Source organism: Kocuria sp. WRN011 (assembly GCF_002295155.1).
Taxonomy (GTDB): Bacteria; Actinomycetota; Actinomycetes; order Actinomycetales; family Micrococcaceae; genus Kocuria; species Kocuria carniphila.
The window spans coordinates 77,268-93,375 of record NZ_NSGI01000011.1; the positions used below are offsets into that span (position 1 = coordinate 77,268).

The 16,108-nt window shown below is 63.5% G+C and carries 14 protein-coding genes and 1 pseudogene; 8 read left to right on the forward strand and 7 right to left on the reverse strand.

Annotated features, from left to right (window positions below):
- Positions 1-114 precede the first annotated feature (114 nt).
- Complete coding sequence (locus tag CKW39_RS13880; protein ID WP_254049436.1) at positions 115-834, forward strand: TetR/AcrR family transcriptional regulator; 720 nt, start codon at positions 115-117, stop codon at positions 832-834.
- A gap of 10 nt (positions 835-844) precedes the next feature.
- On the opposite strand, the gene CKW39_RS13885 is transcribed toward CKW39_RS13880, so the two are convergent.
- Both CKW39_RS13885 and CKW39_RS13890 read right to left on the reverse strand, forming a co-directional pair.
- A complete protein-coding gene (locus tag CKW39_RS13885) occupies positions 845-2,278 on the reverse strand; it encodes a gamma-aminobutyraldehyde dehydrogenase (RefSeq protein WP_095798719.1) in 1,434 nt (477 codons plus the stop codon).
- Positions 2,279-2,502: 224 nt separating this feature from the next.
- Positions 2,503-3,951, reverse strand: coding sequence for a hypothetical protein (locus tag CKW39_RS13890; protein ID WP_254049437.1), 1,449 nt, complete (start codon positions 3,949-3,951; stop codon positions 2,503-2,505).
- Between the two features lie 245 nt (positions 3,952-4,196).
- Between CKW39_RS13890 and CKW39_RS13895 the strand changes: the two genes are divergently transcribed.
- Positions 4,197-5,075, forward strand: a complete 879-nt coding sequence (locus tag CKW39_RS13895) for an NAD(P)-dependent oxidoreductase (protein WP_095798720.1) — start codon at positions 4,197-4,199, stop codon at positions 5,073-5,075.
- 239 nt (positions 5,076-5,314) lie between these two features.
- Here the strand turns inward: CKW39_RS13895 and CKW39_RS13900 are convergent, their stop codons facing one another.
- The 4 genes from CKW39_RS13900 to CKW39_RS13915 form a co-directional block, all read right to left on the reverse strand.
- Positions 5,315-5,776 carry a MaoC family dehydratase gene (locus CKW39_RS13900; RefSeq protein WP_095798721.1) on the reverse strand — a complete coding sequence of 154 codons (462 nt, stop codon included), beginning with the start codon at positions 5,774-5,776 and terminating at the stop codon, positions 5,315-5,317.
- Between the two features lie 62 nt (positions 5,777-5,838).
- Entirely contained in the window at positions 5,839-7,008 is a 1,170-nt protein-coding gene (locus CKW39_RS13905) for an acyl-CoA dehydrogenase family protein (protein ID WP_095798722.1), read from the reverse strand.
- Positions 7,005-7,988 (reverse strand): amidohydrolase family protein, encoded by a 984-nt coding sequence (locus CKW39_RS13910; RefSeq protein WP_095798723.1) that lies wholly within the window; start codon positions 7,986-7,988, stop codon positions 7,005-7,007. The genes CKW39_RS13905 and CKW39_RS13910 overlap by 4 nt, the downstream gene beginning before the upstream one ends.
- Before the next feature lie 38 nt (positions 7,989-8,026).
- Positions 8,027-8,962 (reverse strand): SDR family NAD(P)-dependent oxidoreductase, encoded by a 936-nt coding sequence (locus CKW39_RS13915; RefSeq protein WP_095798737.1) that lies wholly within the window; start codon positions 8,960-8,962, stop codon positions 8,027-8,029.
- 121 nt (positions 8,963-9,083) lie between these two features.
- On the opposite strand from CKW39_RS13915, the gene CKW39_RS13920 reads away from it, so the two are divergent.
- Positions 9,084-9,518, forward strand: a complete 435-nt coding sequence (locus CKW39_RS13920) for a MarR family winged helix-turn-helix transcriptional regulator (protein ID WP_095798724.1) — start codon at positions 9,084-9,086, stop codon at positions 9,516-9,518.
- An 18-nt stretch (positions 9,519-9,536) separates the two neighbouring features.
- On the opposite strand, the gene CKW39_RS13925 is transcribed toward CKW39_RS13920, so the two are convergent.
- Positions 9,537-10,520 carry a hypothetical protein gene (locus CKW39_RS13925; protein ID WP_095798725.1) on the reverse strand — a complete coding sequence of 328 codons (984 nt, stop codon included), beginning with the start codon at positions 10,518-10,520 and terminating at the stop codon, positions 9,537-9,539.
- A 143-nt stretch (positions 10,521-10,663) separates the two neighbouring features.
- On the opposite strand from CKW39_RS13925, the gene CKW39_RS13930 reads away from it, so the two are divergent.
- The 5 genes and pseudogenes from CKW39_RS13930 to CKW39_RS13950 all read left to right on the forward strand — a co-directional run.
- Positions 10,664-11,641, forward strand: a complete 978-nt coding sequence (locus CKW39_RS13930) for a hypothetical protein (RefSeq protein ID WP_095798726.1) — start codon at positions 10,664-10,666, stop codon at positions 11,639-11,641.
- A gap of 141 nt (positions 11,642-11,782) precedes the next feature.
- On the forward strand, positions 11,783-11,974 hold the full coding sequence (locus CKW39_RS13935) for a CsbD family protein (protein ID WP_095798727.1): 192 nt from the start codon (positions 11,783-11,785) through the stop codon (positions 11,972-11,974).
- A 156-nt stretch (positions 11,975-12,130) separates the two neighbouring features.
- Entirely contained in the window at positions 12,131-12,451 is a 321-nt protein-coding gene (locus CKW39_RS13940; protein ID WP_095798738.1) for a putative quinol monooxygenase, read from the forward strand.
- Positions 12,448-13,347 carry an N-acetylglucosamine kinase gene (locus CKW39_RS13945; RefSeq protein ID WP_254049438.1) on the forward strand — a complete coding sequence of 300 codons (900 nt, stop codon included), beginning with the start codon at positions 12,448-12,450 and terminating at the stop codon, positions 13,345-13,347. The genes CKW39_RS13940 and CKW39_RS13945 overlap by 4 nt, the downstream gene beginning before the upstream one ends.
- 333 nt (positions 13,348-13,680) lie before the next feature.
- A pseudogene (locus CKW39_RS13950) lies at positions 13,681-15,978 on the forward strand (penicillin acylase family protein); the annotation flags it as partial.
- Positions 15,979-16,108: the final 130 nt, after the last annotated feature.

Below are 16,108 nucleotides of genomic sequence, written 5' to 3' on the forward strand. Positions count from 1 at the left end.
TTATGAATGAAATTCATTTATTGAAGTCGTGCACTCCAGCACGTCATGTTTACTGTTGTTGTTATCCATCCCCGCGGGTCACCGTGTGTGGAGCCCGGGGTATCAGGAGGATCAGTGAGTCAGGACAGTCGCGCACGCGGTCGAGGGAGGCCCCTGAGCCCAGTGCTGACCAAGCGCAAGATCGCTTCCGCAGCCGTGTCCTTGATCCAAAGCCGGGGTTACCGCGCCCTGACCATGTCCGCGATGGCTGAACAATTGGGTGTCTCTGCGTCTGCGTTGTACAACCATGTGGGCTCCAAACGGGACATCATGATCCTGATCCAGGACCGCGTGAACCAGGATATCGACTGCAGCGCCTTTGAGTCGGAGCCCTGGGACCTGGCTCTGGACCAATGGGCCCGCTCCTACCGCGACGTCTACGCTCGCAACATCCCACTGATTCCGGTGATGGCCGTACTGCCCGTGGCAAACTCCCCACACACGCTGCGTATGTACGAGAAGGTTGCCGCGGGACTCACCCGCGCCGGCTGGCCCGAGTCCTGGGTGGTTAATACGATCGTGGCCGTCGAGTCCCTGGTCTTCGGAGCTGCCTATGACGCCGTGGCGCCCGAGAATATCTTTGATCCCGGCGAACTCAGCGAGATCGCCCCGGTTTTTTCCGCAGCCGTTGCTCACCGTGATCTCCTCCTGCATTCTGCGCTGAACCACGACGCCGCCGAGGCGCCCCGGGCACCGTCACCGGCTGATGTCGCTTTCGATGTGGGCCTGCGGAGCCTGCTGGCTGGATTTCGCCTGGCCCTGGAAGCCCTGCAGAACGGCACCACGGCTGACTAGATCTGGACCGTCAGACCTCGAGCGAGTGCATCACGTGCTTGACGCGCGTGTATTCCTCGACCGAGTAGAGGGACAGGTCCTTGCCGTAGCCGGAGTACTTGAAGCCGCCGTGGGGCATCTCCGACACGAGGAGCACGTGGGTGTTGACCCACACGCAACCGAAGTCCAGGTCACGGCTCACGCGCATTGCTGTGCCGTGGTCCGAGGTCCACACACTGGAAGCCAGAGCGTAGGGAACGTCATTGGAGAGCTCGACAGCCTCTTCTTCGGATGAGAAGGACTGCACGGTAAGTACTGGTCCGAAGGTCTCCTCCTGAACAAGCGCGTCATCCTGACGCAAGCCAGAAATGACCGTGGGCTCTACGAAGAAACCTTCTGAGCCTTCAACCGGCTTCCCACCAGTCACCACAGTGGCGTGAGACGGGATGTTCTCCAGCTTGCTGCACACATCCGCGTAGTGACGTTTGTTGTTGAGCGGGCCGTAATCGTTCTCAGAGTCGTCCGCGCTGCCGGTCGAAACCTTCTTAGCCTCCGCGGCCAGCAACTCCACGAACTTGTCGTGAACACTGTCCTGCACCAGGATCCGGGTGACGGCCGTGCAATCCTGACCCGCATTGAAAGTACCGAAGCCGATGAGCTGTTCCGCCGCGCGCTCCAGATCCGCATCTGCGAAAACAACTGCCGGCGCCTTGCCTCCCAGCTCCAGGTGAGTGCGTTTGACTCCTGCAGCGGCACTCTTGGCCACCGCCTGCCCCGCACGCACCGATCCGGTGATGGACACCATGGCTGGCACAGGGTGTTCGGTGAGCAGAGCCCCTGTGCCGCCATCACCCAGAACCACATTGAGCACTCCGGCTGGGAGAACCTCTCCAGCAATCTTGGCCAGCAACAAAGTGGACTCCGGGGTTGTATCGCTGGGCTTCAACACGATCGTGTTACCCGCGGCGAGCGCCGGGCCGATCTTCCAGATTGCCATCATCAGTGGGTAGTTCCACGGAGTCACCTGAGCGACTACACCCACCGGTTCACGGCGAACGTAGGAAGTGTGCTCGCTCATGTACTCGGTGGCTGCTTTGCCCTCGAGAGTTCGGGCCGCGCCGGCGAAGAACTTGAGGTTGTCGATGCCCGCGTCCACTTCTTCCACACCGATCTGCTCCTTGGGCTGACCGGTGTTGCGGTGCTGAGCCTCCACAAGTTCGTCACGGTGTTCCCGGAGGCCCTCGGCAAGATTGAGCAGTGCGTCCTGGCGCTCGGCCGGAGTCGACCGCTTCCAGATCTTGGCCGCAGCCACCGCCGCCTCAAAGGCTGCGTTCACGTCGTCCTCGTCGGAGATGGGAGCCACCGCGACCGTCTGCGCGTCGATGGGGTTCACGATGTCAATAGTGTCCTGCCCGTGAGCTTTCACGAACTGGCCGTTGATGTAATTCTGCAGCACCTCTGCCATGGAAATCCTCCTGCTTGTGAGTGCGTCTCACGTTGCCCGTGCCGTCATCGTCTCGTGATGCACGGAAATCTGTGCTTCGAGCCGTCGGGTTGTGTGGATCACTCTAAATGATCGTCATTCATTTTTGAACCCCCAAGAGAAACGCGCACGACCGCCACCTAGGAAGGTGAACCGATCGCACGCGCCTCTTGGAGCCTGAGCTATCTCATTCGAGGAGTGGCTATTCAGTGATTGTGCCCTTCATGACCTTCGGCACCCGCGGTGGGAGCGGCGTCGTCGTGGGCGTGGTCGTGGCCCTCGTGCGAACCGTGGTCGCCCGATTCCTCCTCATGCGCCGGCGCCTCTGGCTTGCCCGTCACCACGGCCATCTCCACCGGGGTTTCCGGCAGGTCGATGGACTTGGTCACCTCACCCTTGGACAGGCCCACCACATGGAGTTTCTTGTTCTCCGCGTCGGTCACGTACGCGTTGGCACCGGCCACCTTGATCACGGGGCCGGCGTCTTGCCAGTCCTCCTTTTCCTCCCACGGCTCGATCACATCGATCTTCTGGGTGACCTTGCCGGTCTCCTCGTCGATCACGTTGAGCTTGCCGTCATAGGTCAGGACCAGACCTTCACCCTCGGGTCCGCGGGCCAGCGAACGGAACCAGTAGGAGGAGTCCAGGTCGACCAGCTGATGCGAATCGTCGCGGGTGTCGAAGAGCGCAACACGGGTGGGGCGCTCCTGCTCCGCGTCCTCATCCACCTTGTAGTCACCCAGCACGATCGGCGATTCCTCCGAGCCGGCCAAGTTGCCCGAGCGCGCATAAGAGCCCGCCACAGCGACCTTGTGGAATTCACCGTCGCGGTAGATCACGGGCCCGTTCTCACATCCCACCACCACGGTGTCGGTGGTCTTACCCGGTTCCGCAGCAGCCTCACCGTGCACGCCCGGGCAGTCCTTGGTCTCGGCCTTGACCGAACCGTCTTTGTTGAGCACCTGCACGGTATTGCGCTCGTCCTCGGTGCCCTGCGTGGTGAACAGCGTGCCGTCGGCCAGCTCGAGGGCCACACCGTGATGCGGGTTCTCAGTCTTGGTTTCCTTCATCTCCGGCTTGCCCTCCTTGAGCGCCTCGGAGTCGAAGGTCTTGATGGAGCCGTCACCGTCGCCGAACAGCGTGGTCTTGCCGTTGTGAACCACCACATGCCCGGCGTGCGGGGCATCGAAGGTCACGTCGGTCAGCTCCGGCGCGGATTCGCGGTAGTGATAGTGGTCCCCGTGCTTGTGCGCGTCCAGGCCGGTGTCGTGCATGCGGAACACGTCGCTGTCGCTGACCATCACGTGCCGTCCGTCGCCGGCGTTGTTGAGTCGCAGGAAACCGTCCTTCTTGGTGTCATCCACCACCTCACCGGATTCGATGTCTACGGTCAGCAGCCCGCCGTCGTAGGACACCACGGCGCGCGGGGTCAGGCTGGAGACTTCCTTCGCGGCGGCCTCACTCGTGGATTCGCTGGCGCTCGGGGACGACGACGCCGCTCCCGCCTCACCATTGCCACCCGCCCCACACGCGGTGAGGGCAAGTGCCCCGATAGCCATCGCGGCCATGGTGTTGGGCGCACGACGGCGCGCCTTGGTGGATCCGGACATGGGCGACTGAGCCCCTTCAGTGGCAATGCGTTCGATGTTGTGCATGCGAGCACTTTATCTTAAGTGATTATCATTCTCATATAAGCCTTCTGGGCAGCCTTGCATCGCCAGATTCACCGCAGCAGGCTGCTCTTCTCATCATCCGAAAACCTCCAAGTTTGGTTCCGAAAATCTCCAAGTTGAGCTCCGAAATTCTCCAAGTTGGGGCGCCGGCCCTCACGCCCCTGGACGCTGACAGCGGTCTTCAGGGCATGATGGAACCAGCCGTCACCGTCGCGAGGAGCCACAGCATGAGCCCATCACCGCACACCGTGGGAATCATCGGTCTCGGATCCATGGGGAAGCCCATGGCCGGGCACATCATCGACGCCGGTCACGACGTGGTGGTCCTGCATCGCAGCCTCCACAAGGCGGAGGGGGCACGCGCGGTAGATTCGCCGCGGCATATGGCGCGCCAGTGCGACGTCGTCATCCTGTTAGTACCCGGCGCCCCGGAGATCGACGGGGTGCTCGACGAACTCGTCGAGGGCGCCCGCGAGCGCGACGCCGACCACGACCGCCTGATCCTGGTGATCAGCTCAACGGTCTCCCCCGTTGATATCACTCGCTGGCACCGGGACACTTCGGGCGTGGAGTTCGTGGACGCTCCCATCAGCGGCGGGGAGGCCGGCGCGATCCGCGGAGACCTGTCCATCATGGTGGGTGGCGACGACGCCGCCGTCGGCCGGGTCTCGGACGTCCTGTCCTCGTGCGGTCGCCCCGTTCATCTGGGGCCGTTGGGATCGGGGCAGGTGGCCAAGGCGTGCAATCAGTTGATCTGCGCGGCCGAGATCGTGGCGATCTCCGAGGCCAGCGTGGTCGCCGAACGCGCCGGGCTGGATCTGGCCAAGCTGCTGGACCTGCTCCAGGGCGGTTATGCGGGATCGGTGATCATGAACGATAAGACGCCCAAGCTCGTGGCCCACGACTACTCGGTGTCCGCGCAGGCGGCGTTCGTCCACAAGGACGTCTCCGCCTACTTGGACGCGGCCCGCGCCACCGGAACCAAGTCGGTACTGGGTGGACCCATTGCGAGCGCCGCGGAGCAGCTCATCGACGCGGGGCTGGGCGAGCAGGATTCCGCAGTGTTCCAGAAGTGGGTTGCGGAGCGCGGTACGCCCAAGGACTGATGGCTGCCGCTACGACTTAGCGCTCATTAGCTACCCGGGCCCACGGGCCGCACGCCACGGGTCACACGCCACCGAGCAGTAGAAACTGTGAGCGCCGCACACACCACGTTCCGCTAGAACCCTCGAACACACCTCAGGGCCCGTTAGAACCTTCAAACCACGCCGCAAGGGCTCTTACGAGCCTTCACGTGTAGCGGAGGGTTCCAACGGGCCCTGACGTGCAAAGCCGCAAAGAACGCTTACTTGTAGAAGCGGTTCAAGAAGCGCGCCACCACGGCGGGGCGCTCTTCGCCCTCGATCTCGATGGTCGCATCGGCCACCAGATGCAGGCCGTTGCCCTTGACCTCGGAGACCTCAGTAATGGTCACGGTCATGCGCACGCGTGCACCGACCTTCACGGGTGAGGTGAAGCGAACCTTGTCCAGGCCGTAGTTGACCTTGGTCTTCACGTCGGACACGTCGAAGAGCTCGCCCCACATAGGGATCAGCAGGGACAGGGTCAGGAAACCGTGAGCGATCGGTGCACCGAACGGTCCAGACGCGGCCTTCTCGGGATCGGTGTGGATCCACTGGTGGTCGTCGGTGGCGTCAGCGAACAGGTTCACCTGATCCTGAGTGATCTCGCGCCACTCGGAAAAGCCCAGGTCCTTGCCCGCGAGGTCGGCAACTTCGTCAAAGGAAACAACGGTCTTGGCGGTCATGAAATTCTCCTTGGGGTAATGAGTAAAGAGAGCGCAACGGCGCGAGCGGCGCAGTCGGAAAATCAGGCGAAAGCTGACTTGCCCGTGATGGAACGGCCGACCACGAGCGCGTTGATCTCGTGGGTGCCTTCGTAGGAATAGACGGCCTCGGCGTCAGCATGGAAGCGGGCGACGTCGGTCGGGAGCGTGATCCCGTTGCCTCCGACCACTTCGCGGGCCAGGGCCACGGTCTCGCGCATGTGCAGCGAGATCCACATCTTGGCGAGCGCCGAATCCTCGTCCCGGTACTCGCCGCGGTCCTGCTTCTCGGCGAGATCGGACACCATCGAGAGGCTCGCCGTGACGTTGCCCAGCATGCGCGCGAGCTTCTCCTGCACGAGCTGGAAGCTGCCCAGCGACTTGCCGAACTGTTCGCGGGAACGCACGTAGCGCAGCGCGGCTTCGTACGCGCCGGCCTGGATGCCGGTGGCGATCCACGCGACGTCCGAGCGCATGACGCGCAGCATGGCCGCGACATCCTTGAACGAGTTGCAGTTCTGCAGCCGCTGCGCCTCGGGAACGCGCACGTTCTCAAGGGTGATGTCCGCGTTCTGCATCATGCGCAGGGCGGTCTTCCCGTAAATCTTCTCCAGCGTCACCCCGGTTGCCTCGCGGTCCACGAGGAACGCCTTGACCTGACCGTCGGCCACGTCGCGGGCGAACACGGCCAGGTAATCGGCGGTGAGCGCGCCACCGATCCAGCGCTTGGCGCCGTTGAGGATCCACTCGTCACCCTGGCGTTCGGCCGTGGTGGCCAGACCGCCGGCAATGTCCGAACCGTGATCCGGTTCGGTCAGGCAGAACACACCGGTGGTCTCGAAGCTCGTGATCTTGGGGTCCAGCTCGGCGAACTGCTCCGGGGACGCTCCCACGCGGCACGTGGTGCGGAACAGACCCGCCTGCGCCGTGTAGAACGTGGCCATGGAGGCATCCGCGCGGGCCAGTTCGAAGATCCGGAACCCGTGGTACAGCGAGCGCGGCGCACCCTCGATCTCGTCCGGGGTCATCAGGTTCAGCCCGTACAGGGACGGCGCGATCTGATAGGGGAACTCGCCCTTCTCCCAGTACTCGGCCACCAGGGGCGTGATCTCGTTCTCGAGCACCGTGCGCAATCGCAGGATGGGCGCGCGCTCGGCCTCGCTCAACCGGTCGGCAATGCCGTACGGGTCGCAGTCCGGGTACAGCTGGCTCATGCCCGCTCCACCTTCTGCGCCTGGGCCGCCTTCTCGGCGGCGTAGGCCTTGGCCGCGGCGACGACGCCGCCCTCGCTGGGTTCGTAGCTTTCCTCGAGTTCCCCGAGGCCGAAGAGCCGCAGGGCGTTGCCCTTGAGGATCTTGGGCTTGACCTGGTCCTTGAAGCGCTGCTGCTCGAAGGCGCCCAGCCACTTCTGCGGAGTGATCAGCGGGTAGTCGGTGCCGAAGAGCACCTTGTCCTGAAGCATCGCGTTGGAGGCACGCACCAGGGACTCCGGGAAGTACTTGGGCGACCATCCGGACAGGTCGATCCACACATTCGCCTTGTGGGTGGCGATCGAGTTGGCTTCCTCCTGCCACGGCACCGAGGGGTGGGCCATGATGACCTGCAGGTTCGGGAAATCAGCGGCCACCGAGTCCAGCAGCAACGGGTTGGAGTAGCCCAGCTTGATGCCGTAACCACCCGGAAGGCCGGCACCCATACCGTTCTGGCCGGTGTGGAACAGTGCCGGAACGCCAAGCTCCTGGATGGCCTCGTAGATCGGATAGTACTTCTCGTCCGAGGGGTCGAAGCCCTGCAGGGACGGGTGGAACTTGAAACCCTTGACCCCGAACTCCTCGACCAACTGCCGGGCGCGTTCCACGGCCTTCGGAACCTGGAGCGGGTCCACGGAACCGAACGGAATCAGCACGTCGTTGTTGCGCGCTGCGCCTTCCGCGATTTCTTCGATCGAGTTGGGCTCGTGACCCAGTGCGGTGGTGGCGTCCACGGTGAATACGACCGCGGCCAGATTCCACTCGCGGTAACGCTCGGCAATGGTGTCCAGCGACGGGGAGCGATCCTCCGCCTTGAAGTACTTGGCAGACGCGTCCGTCAGGGCCTGGGGCAGTGACGCGTGGCCGTGGTCCGAGCACTCGATGTGCACGTGCACGTCAATGCCGTCGCGCTGGGCGAGCTCTGCACCGAATTCATAACGCATGGTGATTTCCCTTCAGTTCAACCGGTCCGGACCGCGGTTCAGCCCTGCGCGGGCTGAAGTTCCTCGGGCAGCGGGGGCATCATCTCGCCGCAGGTCTGCAGCTTTCCCTCGAACAAACCGTGGGCCTGCTCGGCCAGGGCTTCGTAGCTCCAGCCGCCCTCCCGGTACTCGGTGACCAGCGGAGTCGGGTGGCTGAACAACTGGAGGCGGTCGCCACCGGCACCAATGGCCTGGCCGGTGACGTCAGCGGCGTCGTCGGAAGCCAACCAGGTGATCAAGCCTGCAACGTCAGCGGCGGTGCCGAAGCCCAGGTCGTGTCGGAAGAAGGAAGGCATGGCCTCGCCGCGCTCATCGGCCTCCACGGCTTTCTGGAAGAACGGGATGGTCTTGGTCATGGCGGTGGCGGCCACGGGGATCACGGCATTGGCGGTGACGCCGGCCTTCTTCATCTCCAGGGCGAAAGTGCGGACCATGCCCACGATGCCCGCCTTGGCGGCCGCGTAGTTGGTCTGGCCGAAGTTGCCGTACTGGCCGGTGGGCGAACCGATCGCAATGATGCGCCCGGCCACGCCGTTCTCCTTGAAGTAGCGGTAGGTTTCGCGCACGCAGGTGAAGGTGCCGCGCAGGTGAACCTTGATGACCAGGTCGAAGTCCTCGTCGGTCATCTTCAGCAGTGACTTGTCGCGCAGCACGCCGGCGTTATTGACCAGGATGTCCAGGCGACCGAAGGCATCCACAGCGCCGTTGACCAGCGCGGTTGCGGCCTCGGTGTCACCCACGGGGGCGACGACGGCCACGGCCTTGCCGCCCTCGGCCACGATGGATTCCACGGCGGCGTCCGCGGTGTCCTGGTTGACGTCATTGATCACGACGGACGCGCCCTGCCGAGCGAGTTCCTGGGCGTAGGCCAGGCCCAGGCCTTGGCCCGACCCGGTGACGATGGCGACCTTGCCGGCCAGTGGTGACTGAGTCATGTCTGCTCCCAAATTCAGTGCTGCGGTTCCCAATGTGCTGTGTCCATCGCATCGTATTTCGTTGATGATGTCAATGATCAATATTCTCCATTACTTAGCGTTTTGCCGGTACGATTGACGCATGCCGCACACACTGAGGGAATCCGATCTTTCGCAAGAGCCCGTGTTTCTCATGGCGCGCGCCAGTTCATTGGGCTCGGCCACGGCCAACCGGTCCCTGGCAAATCTGGGCTTGAAGGTGCGCCACTACTCGGTGCTGTCCTTGGTGTGCGGAAAGAAGCACCCCACTCAGCGCGAGTTGAGCTACCACCTGGTGCTGGATCCCAGCCAGATCGTCCTGATCGTGGATGCCCTGGAGAAGCGGGGCCTGGTCCACCGTGAGACCGACCCCAGCGACCGCCGTTCCAAAATCATTGTGCCCACGGCGCAGGGACAGAAGCTGTATCAGGAGGCGAAGGTTGCCGTGGAGGCATCATCGAACTGCACGCTCTCGAACCTCTCTGCTGAGGAACGCGCCAGCCTGCTGGATATGCTCCGGAAGATCTCACTGGACTGAGTGTCCAGCGAATCGGCCTCAGCGTGGCTCGAGCGTCCACTCGCCGTCCGCGTGCACCATGATGACTTGCTCGCCAGAACCCGCCGTGACATCCAGTTCCACGGGGCCCGTTCCGTATTCGAACTGGGTCCAGCTGCTCAGATCGTCCTTGTCGTACACCTCAACCCGGGGAACGCCTTCCTCCGAGGTGAACCGATAGTCCTGCTCCTCGCCAGCCGGGAGCTCCACGACCGCGGGTCCGCCACCGGTGATCTCCGCGCCGCGTTCGACACGCGGCATCTCGGAGGCGGGGAACCCCTGAACCTTCCATTCGGTGTCACTGTTGCCCTCGGGGTAAATCACCGTGGTTTTGGGTGCATCCGGATCCGCGTCAATCAGCATCATGCCCGTCTGCCCGCTATTGACGGCGCCCAGGTGCTCGGTCATGTCCCCGCCCTTGCTCTCGTAGGCATTGAGGAAAACTCCGGCATTTTCGCGGTCACTGGCAACGGACCAGGTGATCAACAGCGGGCCGTCGTGATCCGGGACCTCGATCGCGAACTCACTCTTCTCCTCCAGCACTGTCTCCTCGAACGCGCCTTTCTTACCGAACAGGGCGCCCTCGGTGGGCACCTCCAGGTTGCCGCTCCGGGCCACGGCGCGTGGGGGCTCGGTGGTTCTCGCGGGGCTCTGTGCGTTCGACGGCGACGTCGTCGACTCGCGGTCCTGGGTCGCGGTGGGTTGGGCAACCGCCGTGGTCGGTGGGGGCGCCGGCGGGTCCTCCCCGCCGCCACCCGGAAGCAGCGTGGGGGCAACCCTGGTGATCGCCCACAGGAGAGCGCCGAGAAGCAGGAGGCCGAGGAGCGCCGCAAGACCGATTAGCAGAATGGCCGTCTTGACGGATGTGCCTTCGCGGGCTGTGGGCGCACCGTAGGCCGGGACGTATTCCTGCGGTCCTTGATCCGGTGAGCCGTCCTGCGAAGGCTCCCGCAGACCCGAGGGGGGTGTGTAGGACGAGCTCATGAAAACCTCCGGGGGGATGAGTACTGTCATGTTCCCATGCGCCCTAACTGTTTACGCATAGGCTGGCGGTGCCGCCACATGGACAGCATGCTGACAAGTGGTGACGCCCCGCGACCGACCTACCCCCCTGAGGTGTTTGCATCATGCGCCGATTGTCCGCCGTTCTCGCCACCGCCGCCTGCGCGGCCCTTCTGCTCTCCGGTTGCGGCACTGGGGAGTCCGAACCCCAAGAGCAGGCGCCCAGCACGCAGAACGCAACCGCCGCGGCGTCGGCATCGGCATCGGCATCGCAATCACCGGAGGCAACTCCCTCGCCCACGCAACCGCCCGAGCTGATCGGCGGCGGAACCGAGCTGTTCCCCGACCGGCGCTTCGTGGCGCTCTACGGGCACCCCGGAACACCCGGGCTGGGCGCACTGGGCGAGCAGGGACCGGAAGCCTCTGCACAGCGCGCCATCGAACTGGCCAAGAAGTACCAGCCGTACAGCGAAGAACAGGTCATCCCCGCCTTCGAGATCATTGTCACGGCGGCGTCATCGGAGCCCGGAGCGGACGGCAACTACTCCAACGAGGTCCCCGTGGATCACTTCATCCCCTACATTGAGGCCGCCGAGAAGAACGGTGTGTACGTGGTGCTCGATCTGCAACCGGGCCACACCGATTTCCTGACTCAGGCCAAGCGCTACGAGGAACTGCTGAAGCGGCCCAATGTTGGCCTGGCGCTGGACCCTGAATGGCGTTTGGCCCCGGGGCAGGTGCACATGCAGCAAATCGGCTCGGTCTCCGCGGAAGAGATCAACAAGACCACCGAGTGGCTGGCCGAGCTCACCGCGAAGAACGACCTGCCACAAAAGGTCGTGATCCTGCATCAATTCTCCATGTCCATGATTCAGGATCGCGAAAACATCAAGACCGACCACCCCGAACTGGAACTGGTTCTGCACGCCGATGGCCACGGCACCCCGGAACTGAAGATGGAGACCTGGGGCGTGTTGCAACAGGGCCTGCCCGAGGGTATCCGCATGGCGTGGAAGAACTTCTACGACGAGGACACCCCCACGTTCACACCGGCGCAGACGTACAACATTGAGCCCAAGCCGTGGTTCGTGTCCTATCAATAACCTTCTCTGACGTTGCCCGCTGCACATCAGCGAGCGCATCGGGTGCACGCTTTGGGCGAAATTTCAGGCTCCGCCTCTTCCCCTCCCAGCCAAGTCCGTTTACATTATGGGTACCTGTTCGTCCGACGAAAGGAAGTGCCTATGGGACTCGGCGATAAAATCAGTAATGCTGCGGAGAAAGCGTCCGGATCCGCCAAGGAAAAGCTTGGTGATGCCACGGAAAACCGCGATATGCAGGCTGAAGGTGCATCCCAGAAGGCTTCTGGTGGCGCCAAGCAGTCCGTGGAAAACGTCAAAGACGCCGGCAAGAACCTGAAGGACGGACTGAACTAGGTTCCGCACCACGCAACTTTTTGACCGGAAGGCCCCCGCCATTGGCGGGGGCCTTCCGCGTGTGCACGGCCGCGGGACGCTGAGGTGCCCCGCATGTCACCGGCTTGCACCCATATGCTGGAAGAGAAGACCGCAACCCAAGGAGGCACACCCACCATGATCTTTATCGTTGTGAAATTCGACGTGAAGCCCGAGCACGCGGACCACTGGCCGCAGCTGGCCGAGGAGTTCACGCGGGCCACCCGCGCGGAGACCGGCAACAAGTGGTTCGACTGGTCACGCAGCATCGACAACCCCAACGAGTACGTGCTCGTGGAGGCCTTCGACGACGACGCCGCCGAGGCCCACGTGAAATCCGACCACTTCACCACGATGACCGAGCGGTTTCCGCAGTACCTCAGCTCCACTCCCCGCATCATTTCCCGTCAGATCGACGGCGACGGCTGGGATGAAATGGGTGAGCTGAAAGTCCCGTGACCCATTCCAGTGAACTGATCGGCCTGGACATCGGCGGCAGCACCACACGCGGGGTGCTGTTCCGCGGTGGCCAGGCCGTTCGCCATTCCAGGGCCCCCAGTGCCAACATTCAGAACGTCTCGCCGGAGGCCGCCGCGGCTGCGCTGCGCGAGGTGTTCCGCGGCTTGGCAGCTGAGCCTTCCGTTCCCGTGCTCGCCGGTGCCGGTGGTGTGGACACCCCCGCCGACGCCGCCCGGCTCGAGGCTCTCATCCGCTCGGTGTCCGGGGTGTCCTCCGAGGTGCCCGTCACCGCGGTGCACGATACTCGCCTGATCCTTGCTGCGGGTGGTCACACCACTGGAATCGCGGTGATTGCCGGAACCGGCTCCGTGGCCTGGGGTATTGATTGCACCGGTTGCGAGCGCCGCGCCGGCGGGTGGGGCTATCTCCTGGGAGATGAGGGCAGCGGTTACTGGTTGGGCCGTGAAACTGTTCGCGCCGTACTGCGGGCAAACCAACGCGAGCCCGATGCCGCACCGGACCCGTTCACTCGCGCGGTGCTGTTACACACCGGCGTTTCTTCCGCAGTGGATCTCATTGCCGCCTTCCACGACCGCCCGGAGCGTTCCTTCTGGGCGAGCCTGTCCCGCACGGTGGTGGAGTACGCCGCAGGCGGTGACGACACCGCGTTGGACCTGACACATCGCGCCGCGGATGAGCTGCACGCGCTGGTCATGATGGTTGCGGAACACCTGGACGGGCCGTTGCCCGTGGTGCTGGGCGGCGGGCTTGCCCGCACACCGGTGGGCGACCGACTGAAGGAGCTTCTGGCTGAGTCCGACGTGTCGGACGTGACCGTCCTGGACCAGGAACCCGTGTTGGGCGCCCCGGTGCTGGCGCAGGCCGTATGGGGCTGACGGGTTAGGAGGGACTTTACTGCGCCCCAGGTCAGAGCGCAGATTTACTACCCAACAGTAATCTTGACCGATCGGTCGGTTAAGTCTTGACAACTTCTCGGGCTGTCTAGAGAGTGAACTCCGTAGCGTGATTCACCTCACTTCCCCAGGAGACACCGTGCCCACACTCAAGAACCGAATTCTGGTGCCCGCACTGACGGTCGCACTCATGGCGGGCACCACCGCAGCACCGGCAGCCGCGGTCCCCGTCGCGTTTCAACACGCCCAGCAGGGTCACGGGCACGGACACGGCAAGGGCCCGAAAGAACACGTCGAGAAGAACGTGACAACTACGGCGTGCCCCACGTGTACGCCAAGACCATTGGCGGTCTCTACACGGGCTATGGATATGCGGTGGCGCAGGACCGGATGTTCCAGATGGAAATGGCCAAGCGCTCCGTGCTGGGCACGGCCGCCGAAGTGATCGGCGAGAGCGGCGTCGACAATGACAAGCGTTCTCGGGCGACACTTGATCCCGAGTCCATTCAGCAGCAGATCGACCAGCTCTCCGAGGACGACCGCGCGGTGTTGCGCGGATACGCCCGCGGGTACAACAAATACGTGGACAAGGTCCTCGCGGACCAAGCCAACCTGCTGCCCAAGCAGTTCACCGATTTCGGTTTCCAGCCCTCGCACTTCACCGAGTACGACGTGGCAATGATCTGGATCGGCACCATGGCCAACCGGTTCTCGGATTCGACCAGCGAGGTGGAGAACCTCAAGGTCAAGAACCAGCTCATTGCCGAGCACGGAGCGGATGAGGGCGCCAAGCTTTTCGACCAGCTGATCTGGACGGAAGACCCCAGCGCACCCACGACCGTTCCGCGTGCCGAGTCCGTGTCCACCCAGTCCTCCGGATCACATGCGCTCGCACCGATCGACCCATCCGTTCAGGACAGCTCCGAGGACACCGCCGCAGCGTTCGGAGGCCAGGGGTGGCCCCACGCGGCACCGGAAGCGTCGAACATCTGGATGGTGGGCAAGGACAAGTCCACGGACGGCGGTTCCACGCTGCTGAACGGCCCGCAGTTCGACTGGTTCAACCCGTCCTACGTGTACGGGATCGGCCTGCACGGCGCGGGCATCGACGTCACCGGCAACACACCGTCCGCCTACCCGTCCATTCTTTTCGGCACCAACAAGGACATTGCCTGGGGGGCGACGGCGGGACCACTCGATGTCAATGACATCTACCAAGAAGACCTCAACCCCGCGAACCACAAGCAGTACATGTTCAACGGGCAGTACCGGGACATGACCGAACGGACCGAACAGATCGCGGTGAAAGGCTCCGCGCCCGTGGACTTCACCGTGCAGTCCACGGTGCACGGAACCGTGACGGCCACCGATCCGCAGAACAACTCCGCCTACTCCAAAAAACGCGCGTGGAAGGGCACCGAAGTGCAGTCCCTCCTGGGCTGGGTCAACGTCATGAAGGCCAAGAACTGGGACGAGTACCTGGCGCAGGCCGAGAAGGTGGGCATCACCATCAACTGGTACTACGCGGACAAGAGCGGAAACATCGGTTACGTCTCTCCGGGCAAGCTCCCCGCACGGCCGGAAAACCAGGACTTCCGTGTACCGGCCAAGGGTGACGGAACCATGGAATGGCAGGGCTTCCGCCCGTTCGAGGACAACCCCAAGACGTACAACCCCGAGCAGGGCTACGTGGCCAACTGGAACAACCAGTCCGCGGCCGGCTTCAATTCGGACGGCGGCAACTGGTCCTCGGTGGACCGCTTCAACGAGATCACGTCCCGGTTGGAATCCCAGGAGAAGTTCACTCCGCAGGAAATCTGGGACATCAACAAGGAAACATCGTTTGCGGACCTCAACATTCGCTACCTCCGCCCGCACCTGGAATCGGCGATCGAGTACGTTCCGGCTGACGACCAGCTCCGCTCCGACGCCGACTTCCTGCTCGAGTGGGACGGGCAGACGGTCGACAAGGACAAGGACGGCAACTACGACGGCGCCGCCCCCACCATCATGCGCAGCTGGCTCCCCAAGCTCTCGGAGGCAGTCCTGAAGGACGACCTGCCCCAGGAGGTTTACGACCAGTACGCCGCGTCGATTTACCGCAAACCCGGCGGATCCGTCCGCCCGGCGGAAACCACCAAACTCCTGACGAACGCCTTGGCCGGTGAGGATTCCGCGGTGCCCCAAAGCGTGGACTTCTTCAACGGGGAGGACCACGGGAAAGTGCTTCGCGATACCCTCAAAGCCGCGACCGATGAGCTGCGCGAGACGCACGGTGATGACCCCGCCGCATGGGTCACCCCGGTGATCCCCCACGAATACAAGACCAAGAACTTCATGGGGATTCCGCAGGCCGATCCGTCCGAGGCACTCAGCACCCTCCAGTACATGAACCGCGGTACGCAGAACGATCTGGTGCATCTCAACCCCAAGGGCGCGAGCATGTGCGTGGCTGCTCCCCCGGGTCAGAGTGGTTTTGTGGCCCCTGATGGAACCAAATCGCCGCATTATCAGGACCAGTTGGAGCTGTACACGAACTTCGAGTGCAAGGAAGAGAACCGCTACAAGAACCAACTCGCCCAGAACCTGGAGTCGGTCACCAACGTCAAGTAATCGGGCTCTTCAGAGTTGAGTGTGGGGTGAGGCGTCGAGTCCACCGGTGATGAGGAGCATGCGGAGGCGGTAGTGCTCGAAGTTGCGGAAGCCGCGGGCGATGCGGCGGCCGAGTTCGATGATCCCGTTG

Excerpts from the sequence above, each read along its gene's own strand:
- CKW39_RS13920 (WP_095798724.1), top strand. The coding sequence starts at position 9,084 with ATGCCGCACACACTGAGGGAATCCGATCTTTCGCAAGAGCCCGTGTTT.
- CKW39_RS13895 (WP_095798720.1), top strand. The coding sequence starts at position 4,197 with ATGAGCCCATCACCGCACACCGTGGGAATCATCGGTCTCGGATCCATG.
- CKW39_RS13915 (WP_095798737.1), bottom strand. The coding sequence starts at position 8,962 with ATGACTCAGTCACCACTGGCCGGCAAGGTCGCCATCGTCACCGGGTCG.
- CKW39_RS13925 (WP_095798725.1), bottom strand. The coding sequence starts at position 10,520 with ATGAGCTCGTCCTACACACCCCCCTCGGGTCTGCGGGAGCCTTCGCAG.
- CKW39_RS13910 (WP_095798723.1), bottom strand. The coding sequence starts at position 7,988 with ATGCGTTATGAATTCGGTGCAGAGCTCGCCCAGCGCGACGGCATTGAC.
- CKW39_RS13935 (WP_095798727.1), top strand. The coding sequence starts at position 11,783 with ATGGGACTCGGCGATAAAATCAGTAATGCTGCGGAGAAAGCGTCCGGA.
- CKW39_RS13940 (WP_095798738.1), top strand. The coding sequence starts at position 12,131 with ATGATCTTTATCGTTGTGAAATTCGACGTGAAGCCCGAGCACGCGGAC.
- CKW39_RS13900 (WP_095798721.1), bottom strand. The coding sequence starts at position 5,776 with ATGACCGCCAAGACCGTTGTTTCCTTTGACGAAGTTGCCGACCTCGCG.
- CKW39_RS13905 (WP_095798722.1), bottom strand. The coding sequence starts at position 7,008 with ATGAGCCAGCTGTACCCGGACTGCGACCCGTACGGCATTGCCGACCGG.
- CKW39_RS13890 (WP_254049437.1), bottom strand. The coding sequence starts at position 3,951 with ATGCACAACATCGAACGCATTGCCACTGAAGGGGCTCAGTCGCCCATG.
- CKW39_RS13930 (WP_095798726.1), top strand. The coding sequence starts at position 10,664 with ATGCGCCGATTGTCCGCCGTTCTCGCCACCGCCGCCTGCGCGGCCCTT.
- CKW39_RS13885 (WP_095798719.1), bottom strand. The coding sequence starts at position 2,278 with ATGGCAGAGGTGCTGCAGAATTACATCAACGGCCAGTTCGTGAAAGCT.